15 protein-coding genes and 2 pseudogenes are annotated in these 18,115 nt (G+C 64.2%); 4 read left to right on the forward strand and 13 right to left on the reverse strand.

The features are described from left to right. The 8 genes from DC366_RS16820 to DC366_RS16855 form a co-directional block, all read right to left on the reverse strand. On the reverse strand, positions 1-702 hold the full coding sequence (locus DC366_RS16820) for a VIT1/CCC1 transporter family protein (protein ID WP_043872242.1): 702 nt from the start codon (positions 700-702) through the stop codon (positions 1-3). Further along, positions 699-2,606 carry a heavy metal translocating P-type ATPase gene (locus DC366_RS16825; RefSeq protein ID WP_108693375.1) on the reverse strand — a complete coding sequence of 636 codons (1,908 nt, stop codon included), beginning with the start codon at positions 2,604-2,606 and terminating at the stop codon, positions 699-701. Before DC366_RS16825 ends, DC366_RS16820 begins: the two co-directional genes overlap by 4 nt. A gap of 5 nt (positions 2,607-2,611) precedes the next feature. Beyond that, positions 2,612-3,592 (reverse strand): FAD:protein FMN transferase, encoded by a 981-nt coding sequence (locus DC366_RS16830; protein ID WP_043872240.1) that lies wholly within the window; start codon positions 3,590-3,592, stop codon positions 2,612-2,614. Continuing rightward, positions 3,573-5,780: a PepSY domain-containing protein gene (locus DC366_RS16835; protein WP_043872239.1), complete on the reverse strand. Its 2,208-nt coding sequence runs from the start codon at positions 5,778-5,780 to the stop codon at positions 3,573-3,575. Before DC366_RS16835 ends, DC366_RS16830 begins: the two co-directional genes overlap by 20 nt. Positions 5,781-5,791: 11 nt before the next feature. Continuing rightward, positions 5,792-6,262, reverse strand: coding sequence for a DUF2271 domain-containing protein (locus DC366_RS16840; protein WP_043872238.1), 471 nt, complete (start codon positions 6,260-6,262; stop codon positions 5,792-5,794). A 35-nt stretch (positions 6,263-6,297) separates the two neighbouring features. Continuing rightward, a complete protein-coding gene (locus DC366_RS16845) occupies positions 6,298-6,678 on the reverse strand; it encodes a PepSY domain-containing protein (protein ID WP_009503876.1) in 381 nt (126 codons plus the stop codon). Between the two features lie 182 nt (positions 6,679-6,860). After that, the gene (locus tag DC366_RS16850) at positions 6,861-8,246 is read right to left on the reverse strand and encodes a ferredoxin reductase family protein (RefSeq protein WP_108693376.1); all 1,386 of its coding nucleotides are present in this window, start codon (positions 8,244-8,246) and stop codon (positions 6,861-6,863) included. Next, positions 8,203-8,520, reverse strand: coding sequence for a PepSY domain-containing protein (locus tag DC366_RS16855; protein ID WP_009503874.1), 318 nt, complete (start codon positions 8,518-8,520; stop codon positions 8,203-8,205). The genes DC366_RS16850 and DC366_RS16855 overlap by 44 nt, the downstream gene beginning before the upstream one ends. A 145-nt stretch (positions 8,521-8,665) precedes the next feature. On the opposite strand from DC366_RS16855, the gene DC366_RS16860 reads away from it, so the two are divergent. Together DC366_RS16860 and DC366_RS16865 are read left to right on the forward strand one after the other, a co-directional pair. Continuing rightward, positions 8,666-9,325, forward strand: a complete 660-nt coding sequence (locus tag DC366_RS16860; RefSeq protein ID WP_009503873.1) for a response regulator transcription factor — start codon at positions 8,666-8,668, stop codon at positions 9,323-9,325. Continuing rightward, entirely contained in the window at positions 9,322-10,689 is a 1,368-nt protein-coding gene (locus tag DC366_RS16865; protein ID WP_076535544.1) for a sensor histidine kinase, read from the forward strand. Before DC366_RS16860 ends, DC366_RS16865 begins: the two co-directional genes overlap by 4 nt. 180 nt (positions 10,690-10,869) lie before the next feature. Here the strand turns inward: DC366_RS16865 and DC366_RS19970 are convergent, their stop codons facing one another. Then, positions 10,870-11,034 (reverse strand): hypothetical protein, encoded by a 165-nt coding sequence (locus tag DC366_RS19970; RefSeq protein WP_165616582.1) that lies wholly within the window; start codon positions 11,032-11,034, stop codon positions 10,870-10,872. A 386-nt stretch (positions 11,035-11,420) separates the two neighbouring features. After that, positions 11,421-11,633, reverse strand: a pseudogene (locus tag DC366_RS16870) (UCP036055 family protein); the annotation flags it as partial. A gap of 186 nt (positions 11,634-11,819) precedes the next feature. On the opposite strand from DC366_RS16870, the gene istA reads away from it, so the two are divergent. Together istA and istB are read left to right on the forward strand one after the other, a co-directional pair. Further along, entirely contained in the window at positions 11,820-13,340 is a 1,521-nt protein-coding gene (istA, locus tag DC366_RS16875) for an IS21 family transposase (RefSeq protein ID WP_108693393.1), read from the forward strand. Further along, positions 13,337-14,146, forward strand: a complete 810-nt coding sequence (gene istB, locus DC366_RS16880) for an IS21-like element helper ATPase IstB (protein ID WP_108693377.1) — start codon at positions 13,337-13,339, stop codon at positions 14,144-14,146. The genes istA and istB overlap by 4 nt, the downstream gene beginning before the upstream one ends. Before the next feature lie 124 nt (positions 14,147-14,270). Here the strand turns inward: istB and DC366_RS16885 are convergent. From DC366_RS16885 to DC366_RS16895, 3 genes and pseudogenes are all read right to left on the reverse strand, one after another. Further along, positions 14,271-14,540, reverse strand: a pseudogene (locus tag DC366_RS16885) (UCP036055 family protein); the annotation flags it as partial. Between the two features lie 99 nt (positions 14,541-14,639). Continuing rightward, positions 14,640-16,817 carry a ParB/RepB/Spo0J family partition protein gene (locus tag DC366_RS16890; RefSeq protein ID WP_108693378.1) on the reverse strand — a complete coding sequence of 726 codons (2,178 nt, stop codon included), beginning with the start codon at positions 16,815-16,817 and terminating at the stop codon, positions 14,640-14,642. A gap of 178 nt (positions 16,818-16,995) precedes the next feature. After that, a complete protein-coding gene (locus DC366_RS16895) occupies positions 16,996-18,045 on the reverse strand; it encodes a helix-turn-helix domain-containing protein (protein WP_108693379.1) in 1,050 nt (349 codons plus the stop codon). Positions 18,046-18,115: the final 70 nt, after the last annotated feature.

Raw genomic sequence — 18,115 nt, forward strand, 5'->3', positions numbered from 1 at the left:
CTAGCCTACGGCGACCCCGAACAGCGCACCGACCCCGGCTGTCGCGGCCATGGCAAGCGCGCCCCATAGCGTGACCCTTGCGGCCCCACGAACGATGCCTGCGCCGCCGGCGGAAGCACCCAATCCGCCAAGAACCGCAAGGCCAAGGATCGTCGATCCCGCCACCAGGGGAGCGATCTGCGCCTCCGGGACCAGCATTACGACGATCAGGGGCAGCACCGCCCCAACGGCGAAGGTCAGTGCGGACACCAGAGCGGCCTGAATAGGGCGGGCGGCAACGGTTTCCGAAATGCCAAGTTCGTCGCGCGCATGCGATCCGAGCGCGTCACGTTCAGTCAGTTGCACGGCAACCTTTTCCGCCAGGTCGCGGTCCAGCCCCCTTTCAACATAAATCCGGGTTAGTTCCTCGAGCTCGGCCTCGGGCGTTTCCTCGAGCTCACGGCTCTCTCGGGCGAGGTCCGCCTGTTCGGCGTCAGTTTGCGAGCTGACCGAGACATACTCCCCCGCCGCCATGGACATCGCGCCAGCCATAAGCCCGGCCAGCCCGGCGATCATGACCTCGGGCTTGCCGGAGCCTGCGGCCGCGACGCCGACGACGAGGCTCGCAGTCGAGACAAGACCATCATTGGCCCCGAGAACGGCGGCCCGCAGCCAGCCGATGCGATGCACCATATGGATTTCAGAATGTGATAGACGGCTCATGGCGTGGCTCCTTGAACGATGTCAGCTTGCTCTGACATGATGGCCTGTGGTTTGCCCGTAGCTGGCTCCTGTGGCGCGATGCGCAGCGCGCGCAGGGCGTTCAGGATAACAGCGACGTCGATGACCTCTTGCAGAAGCGCCCCCTGCACCGGGGTGAGATACCCGAAAGCGGCGGCAATCATGCCGAGAACCGACAGACCGATACCCGCGACCACGCTTTCGACAGCGATCCGGCGCGACGCCCGCGCGATCTCGATCCCGGGCCCAAGCCGGTCGATCCGGTCGACGAGCAGCACCACGTCCGCCGCCTCGGCCGAGGCCGCGGCGCCCCGTGCCCCCATTGCCACGCCTACATCGGCTGCGGCCAGGGCGGGCGCGTCGTTGACACCATCACCCACCATCATCACCGGCCCGTGTTTACGCTCGGAAAGCACCAGTAACACCTTTTGATCCGGCGTCAGACCGGCCCGCAGCCCGTCGAGGCCCAGCCCCTCGGTCACGCGCTCGGCCACGTCCGCGCGGTCGCCAGTAGCCAGAAGGATGCGCGCGATCCCTTGACGGCGCAGACCGTCCAGCATGGTGCCCGCCCCCTCGCGCAGCGGGTCGGACATGACGAGGTGCCCGGCCATGTGACCGTCAACTGCCACTGCGACAAGGACCGATCCGGCGCCCTTGGCGGGGTGATCGCCCACCATCCGCCCGACACGGGACGCCACGAAGCCGTCGCCGCCGACGATCACCTCGCGGTCCTCCACACGACCCAAGACCCCTTCGCCCGGGATCTCAGCCACTTCTGTCGGAACGGGCAGTGTGAAGCCCCGCGCCTTTGCGGCAGCGACGATGGCCTGCGCCACGGGGTGTTTCGATGCCTGATCGAGCGCGGCGGCGAGGCGGAGGATGTCGTCCTCGGTCATGCCATCGTGGCTGTCGATCGAGACGATCTGTGGACGGCCATCCGTCAGCGTCCCCGTTTTGTCGAGGATCAGCGTGCGGATCCGCGCCATCGTCTCGAGCGGCCCTGCGCCCTTGATCAGCACGCCAAAATGCGCCGCACGCGACAGGCCGGCGACCAGTGCGACCGGCACAGCAAGGATCAGCGGACAGGGCGTGGCGACGACCAGAACGGCAACCGCGCGGATCGGATCACCGGTGAACCACCACGCCACGAAGGCGATACTGACGGTGACGACCAGAAAGCCCAGCGACCAGCGGTCGGCCAGCCGGGACATCGGCGCTTTGGACGCCTGCGCCTCCTCCACCAGGCGAACGATCCCGGCATAGGTGCTGTCCTTGGCTTCGCGCGTCGCCGTCAGGTCGAAGGCCTCGCCCGCATTGGTCGAGCCGCTCATGGCGTCGGCCCCGCGCGCCAGCCGGACTGGCAGGGACTCGCCGGTCAGCGCCGAGGTGTCGAGGAAGGCCGTGTCGGAGGCCACTGTGCCGTCTACCGGCACCACGTCGCCCTGCCGGATCAGCAGGCGATCACCGGGGGCGAGTTCGTCGAGCGGCACCTCCTCCAGCGCACCGTTGCAGTGCCGGGTCGCGGTCCGGGGCACGCGGGACAGGAGGTCCTGCATCGACCGACGGGCGCGGCCCTCTGCGAAGGCTTCGAGGAAGGTGCCGCCCGAATACATCACCGCAACGACCGCCGCTGCGAGCGTCTCGCCGAAGACGAGCGCCGCGGTCATGGAGAGCGCGGCGACGATATCGAGGCCCACCTCGCCGCGCCCAATGCTCCGGACGATTTCGACCACAAGCGCTGCGAGCGCGGGAACAACTCCTGCAATCCAGATCAGGTTCGCGATCTCTGGTTGGCCCGCAAGGTAGAATGCGAGTCCCACGATCAGCCCGGTTGCGGCCATCAGCAGGAGTGCGGTCTTGAAGCGATCGGTACGGGTCTGTTCCATGCGGCTCATCTTCCCCCGGCTGAGGCGATTGCCGCTGGTTCTTCGGAAAAAAGACGCCCGACTCCCACGCCCATTGCATTGCCTTCATCATCGCACAGAAGAAACAGGGCGTCGAGTCCACGTTGTCTCGCGAGGTCCGCACCCCTCTCCGCACCGAGCACCATGAGCGCCGTCGCCCAAGCATCGGCCTCGGCACAGGTGCGGGCCACCACGGTGACGGAGGCCGGCGAGGCGATCAGCGGCGCGCCACGTCTCGGATCCATGGTATGCGACAGGCGGCGCCCCTGAACCTCGACCCAATGGCGGTAGTCACCGGAGGTCGCCACGGCGGCGTCCTGCAGCGCCAGAACCGAATGCGGCGTCCGGCGATCAGGGTCCGGCGCTTCTACCGCGATGATCCATGCCTCGCCATCGGGGCGCAGGCCCATGGCACGCATCTCACCGTCGATGCCGACAAGGGCGTCGGCAATCCCATGATCGCGCAAGGTCTCGGCGAGCCGGTCGACGCCATAGCCCTTGGCGATGCCGTTCAAATCCAGCGCAATGGGCGCGGTCTTGCGCAACTGCATCCCCTCGATCTCCAGCACCTCCTGCGCCGGGCGGCGGGGGGCGTCCATCACGGCGCGGATACCCTCGGGCGCGGCGGCCCCGGGCCCGAAACCCCAGGCCGTCACCGCATCGCCCATGCCGATATCGAAGGCCCCGCCCGAGGCGCGCCCGATCTCGAGCCCGAGGCGCAGGACCGCCCGCAGTTGCTCCGGCACCACCACCCAATCGTCCACCGGCGCCGCATTGATCCGCATGAGCGCGCTCTCCGCGTTCCACGTCGACATCTGCTTGTCCACCTCGTCGACAGCCGCCTGAAGGGCGGCACGGATTGCATCCGTGTCGCGGCCCCGATCCGCGAAGAACAGCGCCGACCAGCGCGTGCCCATGGTGGGGCCGTTCAGGGCGATGCGCGCGCGCTCAGTAGACATCTTCGACATACCGCCCCTCTGCCTTTAGGACTGCGGGCGTAAGCCCGGCAGGTGCGAGGATCTCGGCCAACGCATCGCTCACGCCCGTGGCCATGTCGCGCCCGCCGCAGACCATCACACGCGCCCCGTCGCAGATAAGCCGGGCCACCTGCGCCGCGTCGGCGCGCAAGGCGTCCTGCACATAACTGCGCCGCGCGCCGCGCGAGACGGCGGTGACAAGCCGGGTCAACCGCCCCTCAGCCTGCCAGCCGGGCATCTCTTCGCCATAGAAGAAATCGCTGTCCGCATGCCGCATCCCGAAAAACAGGTGCACGGGCCTGTGCCGCGCATTGCCGCGGATGAAGCCCGCCAGCGGCCCGATGCCGGTGCCCGCCCCGATCAGGATCAGCGGGGTGCGACCGCGGTCGGCGTGAAAGCCGGGATTGCGGCGCAGGAAGGCCCGGACCGTATCGCCCGGTTCCAGCGCGGTCAGCTGGCCCGAGGCCAGACCGCCCGGATGCTTGCGCACCACGATCTCGACGAACCCGTCGCGCCGGCCCGAGGCAAGCGAGTAGAGACGTGGCACGGCGCTGCCCTGCGGCAGGACGCCGATCAGGTCGCCCGCCTGGAACCGTGCGAAGCCCGCGCCCGTCAGCCGCTGCCACGGCGTTGCGCTCGGCAGGGCAAAGCGCAGGATCGCGGCCCCCGCCTGCATCTCAGCCCCGTAGTTGCGCCGCGAGACGAGGGTCAATTGTTCGGTGCGCGGCAAGACGGGTTGGTGCGCAAGGTCAAGGGGTATGCCAAGCATCTCGCCAAGCGCGCGGCCCCAGCGCGCGAAATCCTGTGGCGATTGCCGGTCGATCGTGTCGAGCGGCAGAAGCTCGGGCCAACCTTTCGCCTTTGCCGCTGCCGTGACGTCCTTGGCGAAAGCGCAATAGGCCGGAAAACTCCGGTCGCCGAAGCCGAGAACGGCAATCGGAAAGTCGGGCGCTCGGTCTGTGGCGTTCAGCCGGTCGAGAAAGCCCTTCGCCGAGGCCGGAGCGGCACCATCGCCATAGGTCGCGGCGAGCAGGATGATGCGCTCGGCACGGGCGTAGCGCTCTGGCGCGAAGCCCGACATCGGGCCAACATGGACGCCCTGCCCCGCTGCCGTCAGCGCGGCATGCAGGGTCGCGGCGAAGCCCCAGGTGCTGCCACCCTCGCTGCCGACAAGAATGATCGTCTCGGCACGGCCCGCGGGCTGGTTGCCCCGGATGCGCGGCCGCCCGCGCCGCCCGGCAAGCCAGATCAAGACGCCGGTAACGCCCATCGCCGGCACTCCGAGCGCCATCATCCCGAGCACAAGGCCGAGCGTCGCGGCCCCCTGCCCCGTGTGCAGCATGTAAATGGTTTCCGAGACGCGCTCCCACCCGGTCAGGTCGGCCCATGCCACGAGCGCGCCGGTTCCCTGGTCAAGATAGCCGGTGCCCCAGTCGGTCTTCAGTGTGAACACGTCCGTCGCGTCGCCGGGATAGGGAAAGCTCAGTTCGCGCAGCTCGGCGACGGGGGTCTGCAGCAGCGTGGCCATCTGATCGAGAGCGAACCCAATTTCTCCGCTCACTTCGGTGGGATCAGCCGGCAGGACGCTACCGTCCGGCAGAAGATCGAAGGTGGAGGCTGTCATCCAGAGGGCGGTGGTGGAGGACAGAACGAGGCCGATGACGGCGATCCGGGCGATCTCGACATGCAGCCTGCCCGCGAACGGACCGCGCAAGGACGCGAACCAGTGCCGCCATCCGCCCGCCCGTCGCGCGACCAGCATAGCACCCGAGAGCGAGAGGACCAGCATCGCCGCGGCCCCGGCGGCCATGGCGATGCGCCCGCCATCCCCGAGGAAGAGCGAGCGATGAAAGTTGGTGAGCCAGCGAAGGGCCTGGTTCGGGTCGGCCGAGGCCACGCCCGCGCCCGTCGCCGGGTCGATCACGGCAGCACCCGGCGCGCCCTGATCGAACCAATAGGCGGTGATCCGACCGGAGGGCGACCGCCGGATCTGCTCGACGCCCGGATAGACGACCTGGATGCGGTCCGCGAGGGTGGCGACTGTCAGGCCAGTCTCCACCTGCGGCGCGGTGATGCGCTCGACTGTCGGAAAGACCGAGAGCGCGGCGCCGCTCAGGCTCAGGATCGTGACGAGCGCGAGTGCCAGAAGACCCGGCCAGCGATGGAGTGTACGGATCATGGCCCTGCCCCTCACATGTCGTAGGAGAAGTTGGAGATGTAGCGCCGCCCGCTCACCGGCGTGCCCGCGCCCGCCGTCGTCAGCGGCACGGCCACCTCGTTCGGGCTGTCGCGCATATCCTCGACCGCCGCGTCGATGTGCAGCGTGTAGCCCGTATCGAACAGCGCGTCGGCCAGATCGAGCGTGATCTCGAGACTGCGGCCCGCGCCGACGCTGGCGCCGGTGATACCGTTTACCTGCGCGGTATCGCCGCCCGTGGCACGGTACCAGTCGCTCAGATGCTCGTAGTACTTGGACTTGCCACCAGCCATCCAGAGACTGCCGACATAGGCGCCCGAGGCGTCGGTAACGTAAAGCGCGAGGTAAGCGCCGTCGCCACCATAGTTGTTAAGGGTGGTTGTGAGCGTCACGGGCCGTGCCATAGCGAGGCCGGGAAGCGTGAGTGCGGTGGTAAGCGCGAGCGTTGCGAGAAGTGATTTCATGGGAATGATCCTTGTTCAGGGTGCTTCGGAGCTGTTCAGTTCACCTGAACCTGCGGAGGGGCGCCGTTTCCGAAGAGGCCGTTCTGCGGAGGAGCGACCGTTCCAGCGGGCGCGGGATTGCGGGCGCCACCGCGGTCGTCGTCATCATCCTCGTAGTCCATCTCGACGATCTGCAGCGTCGCCGGATCGAGCTTCACCTCGATCTCGCGGCCATCCTGGTCTCGGCCTTCGATTTCGTAGCAGCCGTCGTCGATCTCGAAGTCGCGCACCGTCCAACCGTTCTGTTCGGCCATCTGCATGGCGGCCTCGCGCGGCTGCCACTGGTCACGGGGCGCATTGCAATCATCGTCGTCGGCCAGCGCAGCGCCGGCGGGCAAGAGTGCGATCAGGGCAAGGGCGGTCAGGGTCTTTTTCATGGCAAGGGGTCCTTTCGTTTGATGAGACCAATCTGGCACCCCGACCTGAGGGCATCCTGACGCCCCAGCGATTCCTGCTTCAGCTTGCCGTCAGGAAAATGGCCCCGCCGATGAGGGCGGGGCCAAAAAAAGATGCGAGCGCAGGCTACAGGGCTGGCATGGCTAAGCGCCCTGCCCCGCGTTCAGGTGAATTCGAACTGCTCGAAGCGGACACGGCGAGGCGTTTGGCCTTGTGCTTTCAAGCCCTTGAGAATCCCGTCCTTCAGACCGGTTGGGCCGCAGAACCACAAATCGGCTTGCCGGATCGCGAAAGGGACCGCGCCAATCAGGCGCTCGGCCGTGAGCCTGCCATCGCGCGTCGTAACGACCACCTCGAAACTGAACCTCGGGTTGCGGGCAGCCGCAGCGCGCAGCGTCTCTACCCCAATCGCCTCCTCTTGTGTCCGAACGCAGTGGATGAGGTGAATGTCGCGGCTATCCGCTTCGCTCAGGCTTTCGGCCCAGGCGAGGAACGGCGTGATACCGATGCCGCCCGCCAGCCATATCTGGCGCGCACCGCCCTTGCGGAAATTGAACCGTCCATATGGCCCTTCGACCTGCACGCGCGTTCCGGTCCGCAAGATGGCGGGCAGGCTTCGTGTCCAGCCACCCAAGCCCCGGATGGAGAACGTCAGGGTGCCGTCAGGGCGCGGGGCGCTGGCGATCGTGAAGGGGTGCGGCTCGGACAGTCCTGCCTCTGGCGCGCGGAAGAAGGCGAATTGCCCCGGCCGCCACCGCATGGCCCGCCCCTCGGGGCGGAGGGTTAGCGTGGTGGTGTCCTTGGTCTGGCTGATCTCTGTGACGGTGAATTCTCTACGCCGCAGGTACGGGGCGACCAGCTCGGTGAATATCCACGCGATTACTCCCGCGATGCCAAATGTGTTTAGAAGCACCGAGAGCGATGGATCTACCTCTGTCGGCAGGTCGACGAAGAACTGGTGAAAGACCACGATTGCAAAAAGGGCCCCCATGAAACGATGGCTGAACCGCCAGATCTGATAGGGGATTTCCAGTGGGGTGAAGGGCAATCTCCGGAACCAGCTGACAGCAACCAGGGCGAGAAGCGCGTTGAAGGCAAGTTCGCCCGCCTCTTCACCAAGTTCACCAAGGGAGGTTTCACGCACCAAACGCTCGAAATCCGGCTCGATCTGCTGGTGCAGGATCATCAGGACCATTGCGGAAATACCAAGCCACTTGTGGAAACGGTACATGCGATCGAGACCGCCGAACAATGGTTCCACCAGCGGCGGCCGTGCGGCGAGGATCAGGGTCTGTGCCATCGCGACAACTGCCGCGGCCCCGACGGCAATGCCAAGTGCTGCATCCGCGCCATAGGGCGCATAGGTGTTGAACCCGATCAGTGCCGCCAGCAGGCATGGCAACGCAACCAGCACCGGGCCCGTCAGAGCTAGAGGAGAGTTTAGGGAAAGCCGGGAGAGTGGCGGCAGGCCCGGCACCGGGACATTACCGTCGCGACGCGCTGCATCAGTCATCGTCGCGTCTCTCGTGATCCCGCTCGCGGCGATCATCCTCGTCGTCCTCGTATTCGAACTCGATTATCTCCAGCGTGGCCGGGTGGACAGTCACCTCGATCGCACGCCCCTCGGCATCCCTCCCATCGATCTCGTAGCAGCCGTCATCGATCTTGATCCGGCGCACCGTCCAACCATTTTCCTCAGCCAGCATGGCAACAGCATCGCGCGGCTGCCAGTCGGCCATCGGCACGAAGCAATCGTCGTCAGCCAGCGCCGCGCCGACCGGAAAGACCGCGAGAAAGCCGATAATTGTCAATGTCTTCTTCATGGGGCACACTCCTAGTGGCTCGCCTCTTGATGCCATTCATGCGCCGCGAAGCTGACGGCAGCCTGAAGGGGCTCGACCCACAAGCTTCAGCTTCGTGTCAGCCAGACGGATCATGGAGGGACATCAGGAAAGGACGGGTACGACCATGCGCATATTGCTGATCGAGGACGACACGACTCTTGGCGCTGCCGTGCGCGACCAGATCGCAGCTGATGGCCAGTCAGTAGACTGGGTCACGCGGCTAGACGCGGCGGCAGACGCGATGAGCGCAACCTCCTACGACCTGCTCCTGCTCGACCTCATGCTGCCAGACGGACGTGGTATCGGGTTCCTCAAGGGCCTCAGGACGCGTGGAGACGTGACGCCGGTCATCATCCTGACGGCGCTCGACCAGGTCTCCGATAGGATCGAAGGCCTCAATGCGGGCGCTGACGACTATCTTGTGAAGCCCTTCGACCTGTCGGAACTGTCGGCACGGATCGGATCGGTCGCGCGGCGCTACAGCGGCAACCCCAACCCGATCCTGACCCACGGACCGCTCGACATCGACCTTGCCGCGCGCAGCGTCCATCGGGATGGCAGACATGTGCCGCTGACGGCGCGGGAATGGGCGCTCTTCGAGGCCTTCCTGGCGCGTCCCGGGCAGCTCCTGTCCAAGGCGCAGTTGGAGGAGAAGCTCTACGCTTTCGACGCCGAAGTCGAGAGCAACACCATCGAGGTGCACGTGAGCCGCCTGCGCAAGAAACTGGGGAGCGCCATCATCGAGACCGAGCGCGGCATGGGTTACCGGCTGGGCAAGCCATGATGTGGCCATCCAGCCTTCAGGTACGGCTCGGCTTGTCACTCGGCCTTGTGCTGACGATCCTCTGGCTCGCCGCCGCCACGGTTACCGCGGTGATCGTTCGGGGCGAGATGGATGAGGTCTTCGACAGCGCCCTACGCGAAACCGCCGAGCGCATCCTGCCGCTGGCCGTGACCGACATCGTCGGGCGAGAAGATCAGGGTGTGACGCAGCGCCTCGCGCCGATCCGGGAGCATGACGAGTTCTTCACCTACATCGTACGCGATGCCGAGGGACGCATTTTGCTGCAATCCCATGCGGCGGACCCTGCCGTGTTTCCTCCATACGACGGTCCGGGATTTGGGCAGAACGCCACACATCGCCTCTACAGCGACGCGGCGCTCCAGGGGACGATCAGCATCACCGTGGCCGAACCGTTGGCGCATCGCGCTTCGGTTGCTCGGGAAATCCAGATGAGCCTCGGCCTGCCGCTGCTGGTTGTGCTGCCGTTGGCGCTCGCGTCGATTATTCTCGCTGTGCGCTTTAGCCTCGCCCCTCTCCATCGGTTCCGTACGCGGCTTGAAGCGCGCGGCGTGCGCGACCTGTCAGAAGTACCCGCGGCCGACCTGCCGACAGAAATCCGACCGCTGGCTGCAACCTTGAACAGCCTTTTGGCTCGGTTGCGCGACGCGTTCGAGGCTGAGCGAAGTTTTGCAGCCAATGCGGCTCATGAACTAAGGACACCATTGGCGGGCGCTATCGCCCAAGCGCAGCGACTGCGGTCAGAGACCAAAGATCCGACCATCGACGCGCGCGCCGCCGAGATCGAGGCGACGCTCAAGCGTCTCGCTCGGCTGTCCGAACGTCTCCTGCAGCTTGCGCGGGCGGAAGGCGGTAGACTTCGGATGGACCAGAGCGCTGATGTCAGAACCATCACTCGGGTCGTGGTGGAAGATATTGCGCGCAGCACAGAGAACGGGCGCCTTATGTTGAACTTGCCGGACACGCCTGTCTTGTCTGATATCGACCCCGACGCATTGGGAATTCTGTGCCGGAATCTGGTGGAAAACGCCCTACGCCACGGGGCGCAGAATGCCCCAGTCGAGGTTACACTCACGAGCGACGGGCAGTTGATCGTGGCGAACGAGGGCCCCGCGGTAGCAACCCAAACACTCGAACGCCTGACAGGGCGCTTCGAGAGGGCAGATGCAAAAACTGATGGTAGCGGGCTTGGCCTCGCTATCGTCTCAGCCATCGCAGAACGGATCGAAACCTCTCTCTTGCTCCAGTCACCACGTCCCGGTGAAACTTCTGGATTTCAGGCATCCGTCAGATTGCCAACAGATGCTCCAAATGCCCATGTGAAAGATCGGGAGCATTGGCCTTGAAGTCTGACGCATCACCGGCGACGTCATCGTTTGAAGAAAATCGCAGAAACGTAGGAAAGCTTTCTTATAGGAGAGCTATTTTCTTATATTTTTTCTGCACTTAGGACTGCTCTGTAGAGCAGGCCCGCTATCGGCGATAGCCGCTTTTGCGCCAAGCCCTCGGGAAGTGAGGCCGAAGCCTCACCCGAAGGGATCGTATTCCGAGACGATCACGACCTCGTCGCCGTCGATTTCATCGGCGGGGACGGCGCCGAAGGTTCCATCCCCTGCCTGGAAGACGATGATCGAGACCATGAGCGTGGCGGCGAGGGAGGCTGCGAAGGCGTGTGCATCTTTGCGGGACATCTGTTTGGCTCCTGTCTTGGAGGCGGGGGACCATCCCCCGCGCGACAGGACCCCGCAGGCCCGAATACTGGCTGACATCACCGGGTGCGTTCGGCTTGCCCGAATCCATCCGGCGGCACGGGCTTGCCCGTAGTCCGACCCCTCGCGGGTTGATCTCGAAGACGGGATTCGGGCCAAGGAAGGGAATGGCGAGCGGGGGATGGTCCCCCAACATCAGGAGCCGGTTGTCCCGCTGATGCTTGGAACGCCGCCAGCCTCCCGGCCACGCTCTTGGTTGAAGACTTCTTCTTTGGGGATGGATCCTTTGGTGCCCCGCGAACTCAAAGGACAGGGTTGTGATGGATGAGAGGCCCGAACTTTGGCGGGCCCCTCGGTTTCAGTTGGGCTCAGGCGGCCAGGTCCGCGCCCCCTGCCCTTTCGCCCTCTTCATCGCCAACGATTTCAAGTCGCGCATTGCGGTATCCTTCCTTGGCGATCCAAAGCTCGGCCGCAGTGACAGATTCCGCCAGATGCAGCAGCTCGGTGTTGCCGCTGAAGTCGAGGAGCACGCGCACCTGCCCGGGCTTCGGCTCCTCGGCCACCTCGAAGACCAGGGCGCTGTGCAGCGCGACAAACAAGGTGAGAATCCAGCGTCAATCAGGATGAGAACGCGGGTTTGGGGGCGCGCAGGGAGGGCGTAGCCCGACCGGAGAGCCCCCAAACCCGCGTTTCGCTCGCAATGGGCGGGTCTGACGGTCGTGACCGGCTCAGGTAGGGATGATTTTTCCGAGTTGGAGGGATCGTTCATGCCGGGCCGTCATGTCACCGACCATCAAATGAGGCTTTTCATGACGCTCAAACAGACCCATTCCGTTCCGGTTGCCGCCGCCAAGGCGGGGATCAGCCAGGCGACCGGTTATCGCATCAGTTCCAACCCGATCCTGCCGACGCAAAAGAAGTCTCCGCGCAGCAGGCGTCGCCCGGACCCACTTGCGGATATTTTCGACGCGGAGGTTGTTCCGCTGTTGAAGTCCTCGCCCGGTCTGCGGCCGGTTGCGATCTTCGAGGAACTCCTGCGTCGACATTCCGAGCTGAACCCCGGCATTCGGCGCACGCTGGAACGGCGCATACGCGCCTGGCGGGCCGAGCATGGTCCCGAGCAGGAAGTGATCTTTCGGCAGATCCATACACCGGGCAAGATGGGCCTTTCGGATTTCACCGACATGGGCAGGCTCGGTGTGACGATCGCCGGCCAGCCGTTGGAACACCGGCTCTATCACTTTCGGCTGGCTTATTCCGGCTTCGAGCACGCCCATGTCGTGCTGGGCGGGGAGAGCTATGTTGCCCTGGCCGAAGGGCTGCAAAATGCCCTCTGGTCGCTTGGCGGCGTCCCGCAGGAGCACCGGACCGACAGCCTTTCGGCAGCTTTCAAGAACCTGGCAAGAGCCGCGCAGGACGATCTCACCGACCGGGTTGACGCTCTGTGCCGCCACTATGGCATGACGCCGTCGCGCAACACCAAGGGGGTGGCCCATGAGAACGGCGCTATCGAAGGCCCGCACGGTCATCTGAAGCGGGCGATCGAGGACGCGCTGCTGATGCGCGGGTCGCGCGACTTCGGGGACCTGGCGGCCTATCGCCGCTTCATCGACGAGATCGTGGGCCGGATCAACGCGCGCAATGCCAAGCGCATCGATGCCGAACGCGCACATCTGGCGCCGCTGCCCGCCCGGCGCACCACGGATCATGAGGAGGTCGCGGTGCGCGTCACGTCTTCGGGTGGCTTCCTGCTGCGCAAGGTCTTCTACACCGTGCCCTCCCGGCTGATCGGACATCAACTGCGGGTTCGGCTCTACGACGACCGGCTCGAACTGTTTCTCGGCTCGACCTTCCTGCAAGCGCTGCGCCGTGGGCGGCCCACGCCCAGTGGCAGCCACGGCCACGTTGTCAACTACCATCACGTCATCCATTCGCTGCGCAGAAAGCCCATGGCGCTGATGGGGCTGGTCTATCGCGACCAGTTGTTCCCGCGCCGGGCTTTCGGCGACATGTTCGCGGCCCTGCTGGAACGGACCGGCGAAAAGGCGGCTTGCCGGATGGCGGTCGATCTTCTGGCCCTGGCCCATGACCGCGGTTGCGAGGCCGAACTGGCCGCCCAACTCGAAGAGGATCTGCGCCAGCGGCGACTGCCTGACATCCGGGCCCTGCGCGCGCTCTTCGCACCGCCGCCCGACACTCTGCCGGGGATCGACGTGCAACTGGCCGACCTGTCATCCTACGACCGCCTTCTGGGCAATACACCGATCGCCGAGGAGGCCGCAGCATGACATCCACCGACATTGACGCCGCCCGTCTCACCCTTGCCCTGAACGAGCTGCGCCTGCCGGCCATCAAGGCGCTCTGGCCACGCTTCACTGAGCAGGCCGACAAGGAAGGCTGGCCCGCCGCCCGCCTGCTCAGCGCCCTGGTGGAACATGAACTGGCCGAACGCGATCGGCGCCGGATCGAGCGCCATCTCGCCCAGGCCCGCCTGTTGCCCGGCAAGACCCTCGAGACGTTCGACTTCGCCGCTGTCCCCATGGTGTCCAAGGCGCATGTGGGCGCCATCACAGCCGGCGACAGTTGGATCGGCAAGGGCGACAATATCCTGCTGTTCGGCCCGCCGGGGGTCGGCAAGTCGCATCTCAGTTCGGCCATCGGGCTGGCGCTGGTGGAAAATGGCTACCGTGTGCTCTTCACCCGCACCACCGATCTGGTCCAGAAACTCCAGCAGGCACGCCGCGATCTCGCTCTCGAAAGCGCCATTGCGAAGCTCGACAAGTTCCACCTGCTGATCCTCGACGACATCGCCTATGTCACCAAGGATCAGGCCGAGACCAGCGTGCTCTTCGAACTCATCAGCGCGCGCTACGAGCGGCGTTCCATGCTGATCACCGCCAATCAGCCCTTCGGCGCCTGGAACGCGATCTTCCCCGACCCGGCCATGACGCTGGCCGCCGTCGACCGGCTGGTCCACCACGCGACCATCTTCGAGATGAATGTCGAGAGTTATCGACGCAAGGCTGCAGAAAACGCCAAGGGTCCCGGGAGGCCCCCACAAAAGGCGTCACCAGCCGACATGACCGCTGATTGACGCGCCGCGACAATCCCAAGCGACAAACCCCTTGCCCGCGACAATGTAATTCGCCAATCTCAACCCGTCGCGGCCAAGGATTCTCATCCTGATTGACGCGCTCTTCTCACCCAGATTGTCGCGCTACAGCGCTGTCAGCCGAATGGCTACGCATGATGGTCACGAGGATCACCCCCTCCGAGGAGAAGTTACCCTCATGCAGCGTGAACGACGCGGGTGCCGTCCAGGTCGGGTAAGGTCGGGGTGGCTCCTTCTTCACAAGACGGCCGACGCCGTTCGAACGTTCCCAGGCCGCCAGCTTCTTCGTGAAGCGTGCCGGCGGCTTGGGGCTGCCATCGGTGTAGCGAATGAGCGCCCCGAGGGGGGCGGTGTCGATGATGGTTGTTGCAGACATGATTCCTCATTCTGAATGCGAGTAATCGCACTCATCTTATTGATATTGTTACACTATAGGGTGATTGGGGGCGGAATCTCCGCCCCCCAGTGGATCACGTTATTCCGCGGCCAGCATCGACGCGCTTTCAGCAGGCAAGTCATCCGTCAGGAATGCAGGAAGGTCAGCTTCACTGACACTGTCAGCCACTTCGGCATCCGCCCCCAGCCCTTCGGCACAGTCCTCACCGTGTAGCGCCACGAGATCGTTCCGGCGCAGGACCTCGGGCAACCAGCCGCTGCCCTTCAGCAAGCGCTCGGCCTCACTGGCCATCTCGCTCTTCTTCAGGTGATCGAGGAGTTGGGCAGTCCCCTCCCCTTTCGCCTCGCGCACGGCCTCAAGGATGCGCGCCTTGGGCACGCGGTTGAGATAGGTGTCCACCGTCGGCTCCCAGCCCGCCTCGAACATGTCGAGACCTGTGGCACGCGCCACGAGATCGGCATGCGCCATACGCCGGGTCAGACCCCCAGCGGAGATGCCTGCCCCGTAAGGGTTCACCTTCTCATGCAGCGCGTTGACGCCGAAGCTGAGGCAATGCGCCAGCAGGGCCAGCCGACTGCCCTGGTCGAGGATCGTCAGATAGTCCCAGAGTGCCGCATCATCGCCAAGCGGCAGATCGGCTTCCCATTCCGCGTGACGCTCGTCGACCAGCTTTGCCACCACGCTGTCCTTCAGATCGGGCGCCTGCGCCGACATGTAGACCTGACGCACGGATGCCTCGAGACAGCTTCCTGAAGCAGAGGAGGTGCGGAAGGTGTCCGTGACGAGCTTCAGCAGCAGCAGCGTCAGCGCCACATCCGGCGAGCGCCCGATCGCTTCACGAAGCGCCAGCGTCCGGTGGGCCGTCAACTCCATGACCAACCGCTCGGGCAGCGGCTTCAGCGCGCCGTCGTCCTCATCCTCCGGCAAGTCAGCTCCGATCGGCTGGCCACCCGACATGATGTCGGTTCCGCCATGAGCGGCACTGCCATGGCCATCGGTGAGATCACGATCATCCCCCTGCCCCGCCACCGCTGGATCCGTACCATCCTGGACCGTGGTCTTCTCAACGGGCTCATCCTCTGGACGCACATAGCCGCGATAGACGGCCAGCGCGCCGTAGCGGTCGAGCGTGACGAACGCCCCTGCCCGCCCGATCTCCTCCGCGTCGAAGATCAACGGCCGGGTCTCGATCTTTTCCATCTCCGTTTCCAATACGCCAAGCCGCGTGTCGATCTCGTCGGGGATGTCATCCTGATCCGCGTATTCCTCCTCGAGCGCTCGGTACTCGGCGAGCAGCTTGGCATGAGCTGCACCTTCGTCATCCGTCATCGGTGCCGGATCACCAGACAGAGACCGCAGCCCGTGGCTGTAGCCGTAGGGCAGGTCAAGCGCGACCTCGATCCACTTCCAGCCCTCAACCGCAACCGTCTCAGCCTCGGCCTGGAGTTTTTCCGTCACCAGCCGATCGAGCAGGGCAGGGTCCTCGAGCCAGCCACCGTCATCGCCCTGAAAGAGGTCATGCAGCATCGTGCCGCCCGCCGCTTCGTAGGCCTCAACACCCACAAAGATCGCGCGCCGGTCGGACGCCCGGACCGAGGTCTCGGTCAGCATGCGCCGGATCTGGAATGGCTCCTTGTTCCAGGATGAATGGATCACATCCCAGACCTGAACCTGACGCGCGTGATCGGGGTTCACGGTGAAGGCCATGAGCTGCTCCAGCGTCATGCCATCCTCGGCATAGACCTCAAGCAGTGCAGGGGCGACGGAGGCGAGTTTCAGGCGCTGCTTCACGATCTGTGGCGTCACGAAGAAGGCTGCAGCAATCTCTGCATCGCTCTGACCCTTGTCGCGGAGGGACACAAACGCGCGGAACTGGTCGAGCGGGTGCAAGGCGACGCGCTGCATGTTCTCGGCCAAGGAATCGTCCTCGGCCAGGATCGCGCACCCTGCATCTCGCACGATGCAGGGAATGGGCGTCGTCTTCGCCAACCGCTTCTGCTTCACCAGCAGGGACAATGCCTGGAACCGGCGGCCCCCGGCCGGGATCTCGAACTTGCCGGACTCGGTCCCATCATCGTCCAACACTGGCCGCACGCTCAGGCTCTGCAACAGACCGCGGCGGGCGATGTCTTCGGCCAATTCCTCGACGGACACGCCAGCCTTGATGCGCCGCACGTTGGACTGGCTCAGCACCAGCTTGTCAAAAGGGACATCCCGCGAGGGGGACAGGGTGATTTTCTGGACAGCTTTGGTCATCAGATCTTCTCCACGACGGGCGCCGGAAGCCACTCTCCCGATCTCACTTCCCGTCACCCTCAAACCAACACTCCTTTCCCTCTCGATGACCTTATGGTTGGAACTATCCGGGAAAATTTGCCGGAGGATCGAAGACTACGCTCAATTACAAACTGGTTGAGTGAGCGTGATAAGACCATCACGTCCCTTGCCTCATCATAGCGTCGAGGTAGGCGTTGTTGTTTTTCACCTGTCCTGTGCTGGCTCTCAAAATTAATTCGTCGAGTGCAATAAGGAGCTGCCCTGGACCTCGTTCTCTGAGGTGTTTCATGATCCTGCCCTGTTCTATTCTTAGCAATCTTCCGACATCGGCCAATATTTCGAGAACTGATTGATGATCTCTTGGTTCATGCGGGAAGAAGTCCGATACGTTTTTCAGGTCCGTCCATGCCATAATTGTTGGATCTCGGCGTTCCTGAAAACCAGAGGTGCAGTGTGCATCTGCTCTATCTTTTTTTATATTCAATCTTGTGGGTTCTACGTGCCGGACATTTTGTCCGTCGTCGCCGGACATTTGGTCGGGCATTGTTTCCTGAGCGTCATGGTTTCCGGCCGGAAACTCTCTGATGGTCGCTCCGACCAACTCTGCCAGCCTCTTGATAAGCTCTATGATTTCGTCGGCTTTGAGAGTTGCACGGCGTAGGATGTTTCGTACGTTCTGGAGAAATGAGACAGTCTCAACATCCTTTGCTTGGCGCAAAGCCTCGACACGAAGAGCCAGTGCCTCCGCCTTGAGTGACCGTAGCTTTTCCTGATCGCCCACAAGCTGTTCTGCGTGTTCGGTGAGCTCTCTTTCCCGATCATACATTGGCTGCAGATCGAAGCCAAAGGCATCTCTGATCAATCCACCGTAGCGAAGAGGGAACCGTTTGCGGGTTGCGCTATCCCTGCGCTGGATCAGCCCGGCATCCACGAGGTGTCCGATACACCGTCGAATCGTTCTCTCGTTCAGGCCGTTCGTTCTCTCAGACAATGATGCGTTTGAGGGAAAGACGATAGTCATTGGAGCTGTTTGTCCGGCCTTCTTCGGCATGAAGCTGATCAAGGCCTGCAGTGTTACCAGGTCATTTGGTGTCAGACCGAGTTCTTTGCGAAGCGCTCGGATCGGCTCGATTACCCTGTACGGGTTCGTACCGGGTACAGACGATCGTTCCGCCAAGGCGGGTGTGTGAGAAAATACCTGTCTCATGATGATTTCGGCTGAAAAAGCTTCCCCGTTCACCGCGAACGGTGTTGAAAACGATTCGGCTTCGGGGTAT

The organism is Pelagivirga sediminicola, from assembly GCF_003072125.1.
Classification (GTDB): Bacteria; Pseudomonadota; Alphaproteobacteria; order Rhodobacterales; family Rhodobacteraceae; genus Roseovarius; species Roseovarius sediminicola.

Excerpts from the sequence above, each read along its gene's own strand:
- DC366_RS16835 (WP_043872239.1), bottom strand. The coding sequence starts at position 5,780 with ATGATCCGTACACTCCATCGCTGGCCGGGTCTTCTGGCACTCGCGCTC.
- DC366_RS16845 (WP_009503876.1), bottom strand. The coding sequence starts at position 6,678 with ATGAAAAAGACCCTGACCGCCCTTGCCCTGATCGCACTCTTGCCCGCC.
- DC366_RS16820 (WP_043872242.1), bottom strand. The coding sequence starts at position 702 with ATGAGCCGTCTATCACATTCTGAAATCCATATGGTGCATCGCATCGGC.
- DC366_RS16825 (WP_108693375.1), bottom strand. The coding sequence starts at position 2,606 with ATGGAACAGACCCGTACCGATCGCTTCAAGACCGCACTCCTGCTGATG.
- DC366_RS16840 (WP_043872238.1), bottom strand. The coding sequence starts at position 6,262 with ATGAAATCACTTCTCGCAACGCTCGCGCTTACCACCGCACTCACGCTT.
- DC366_RS16860 (WP_009503873.1), top strand. The coding sequence starts at position 8,666 with ATGCGCATATTGCTGATCGAGGACGACACGACTCTTGGCGCTGCCGTG.
- DC366_RS19970 (WP_165616582.1), bottom strand. The coding sequence starts at position 11,034 with ATGTCCCGCAAAGATGCACACGCCTTCGCAGCCTCCCTCGCCGCCACG.
- istB (WP_108693377.1), top strand. The coding sequence starts at position 13,337 with ATGACATCCACCGACATTGACGCCGCCCGTCTCACCCTTGCCCTGAAC.
- DC366_RS16890 (WP_108693378.1), bottom strand. The coding sequence starts at position 16,817 with ATGACCAAAGCTGTCCAGAAAATCACCCTGTCCCCCTCGCGGGATGTC.
- DC366_RS16830 (WP_043872240.1), bottom strand. The coding sequence starts at position 3,592 with ATGTCGAAGATGTCTACTGAGCGCGCGCGCATCGCCCTGAACGGCCCC.
- DC366_RS16855 (WP_009503874.1), bottom strand. The coding sequence starts at position 8,520 with ATGAAGAAGACATTGACAATTATCGGCTTTCTCGCGGTCTTTCCGGTC.
- DC366_RS16895 (WP_108693379.1), bottom strand. The coding sequence starts at position 18,045 with ATGAGACAGGTATTTTCTCACACACCCGCCTTGGCGGAACGATCGTCT.
- istA (WP_108693393.1), top strand. The coding sequence starts at position 11,820 with ATGCCGGGCCGTCATGTCACCGACCATCAAATGAGGCTTTTCATGACG.
- DC366_RS16865 (WP_076535544.1), top strand. The coding sequence starts at position 9,322 with ATGATGTGGCCATCCAGCCTTCAGGTACGGCTCGGCTTGTCACTCGGC.
- DC366_RS16850 (WP_108693376.1), bottom strand. The coding sequence starts at position 8,246 with ATGATCGCCGCGAGCGGGATCACGAGAGACGCGACGATGACTGATGCA.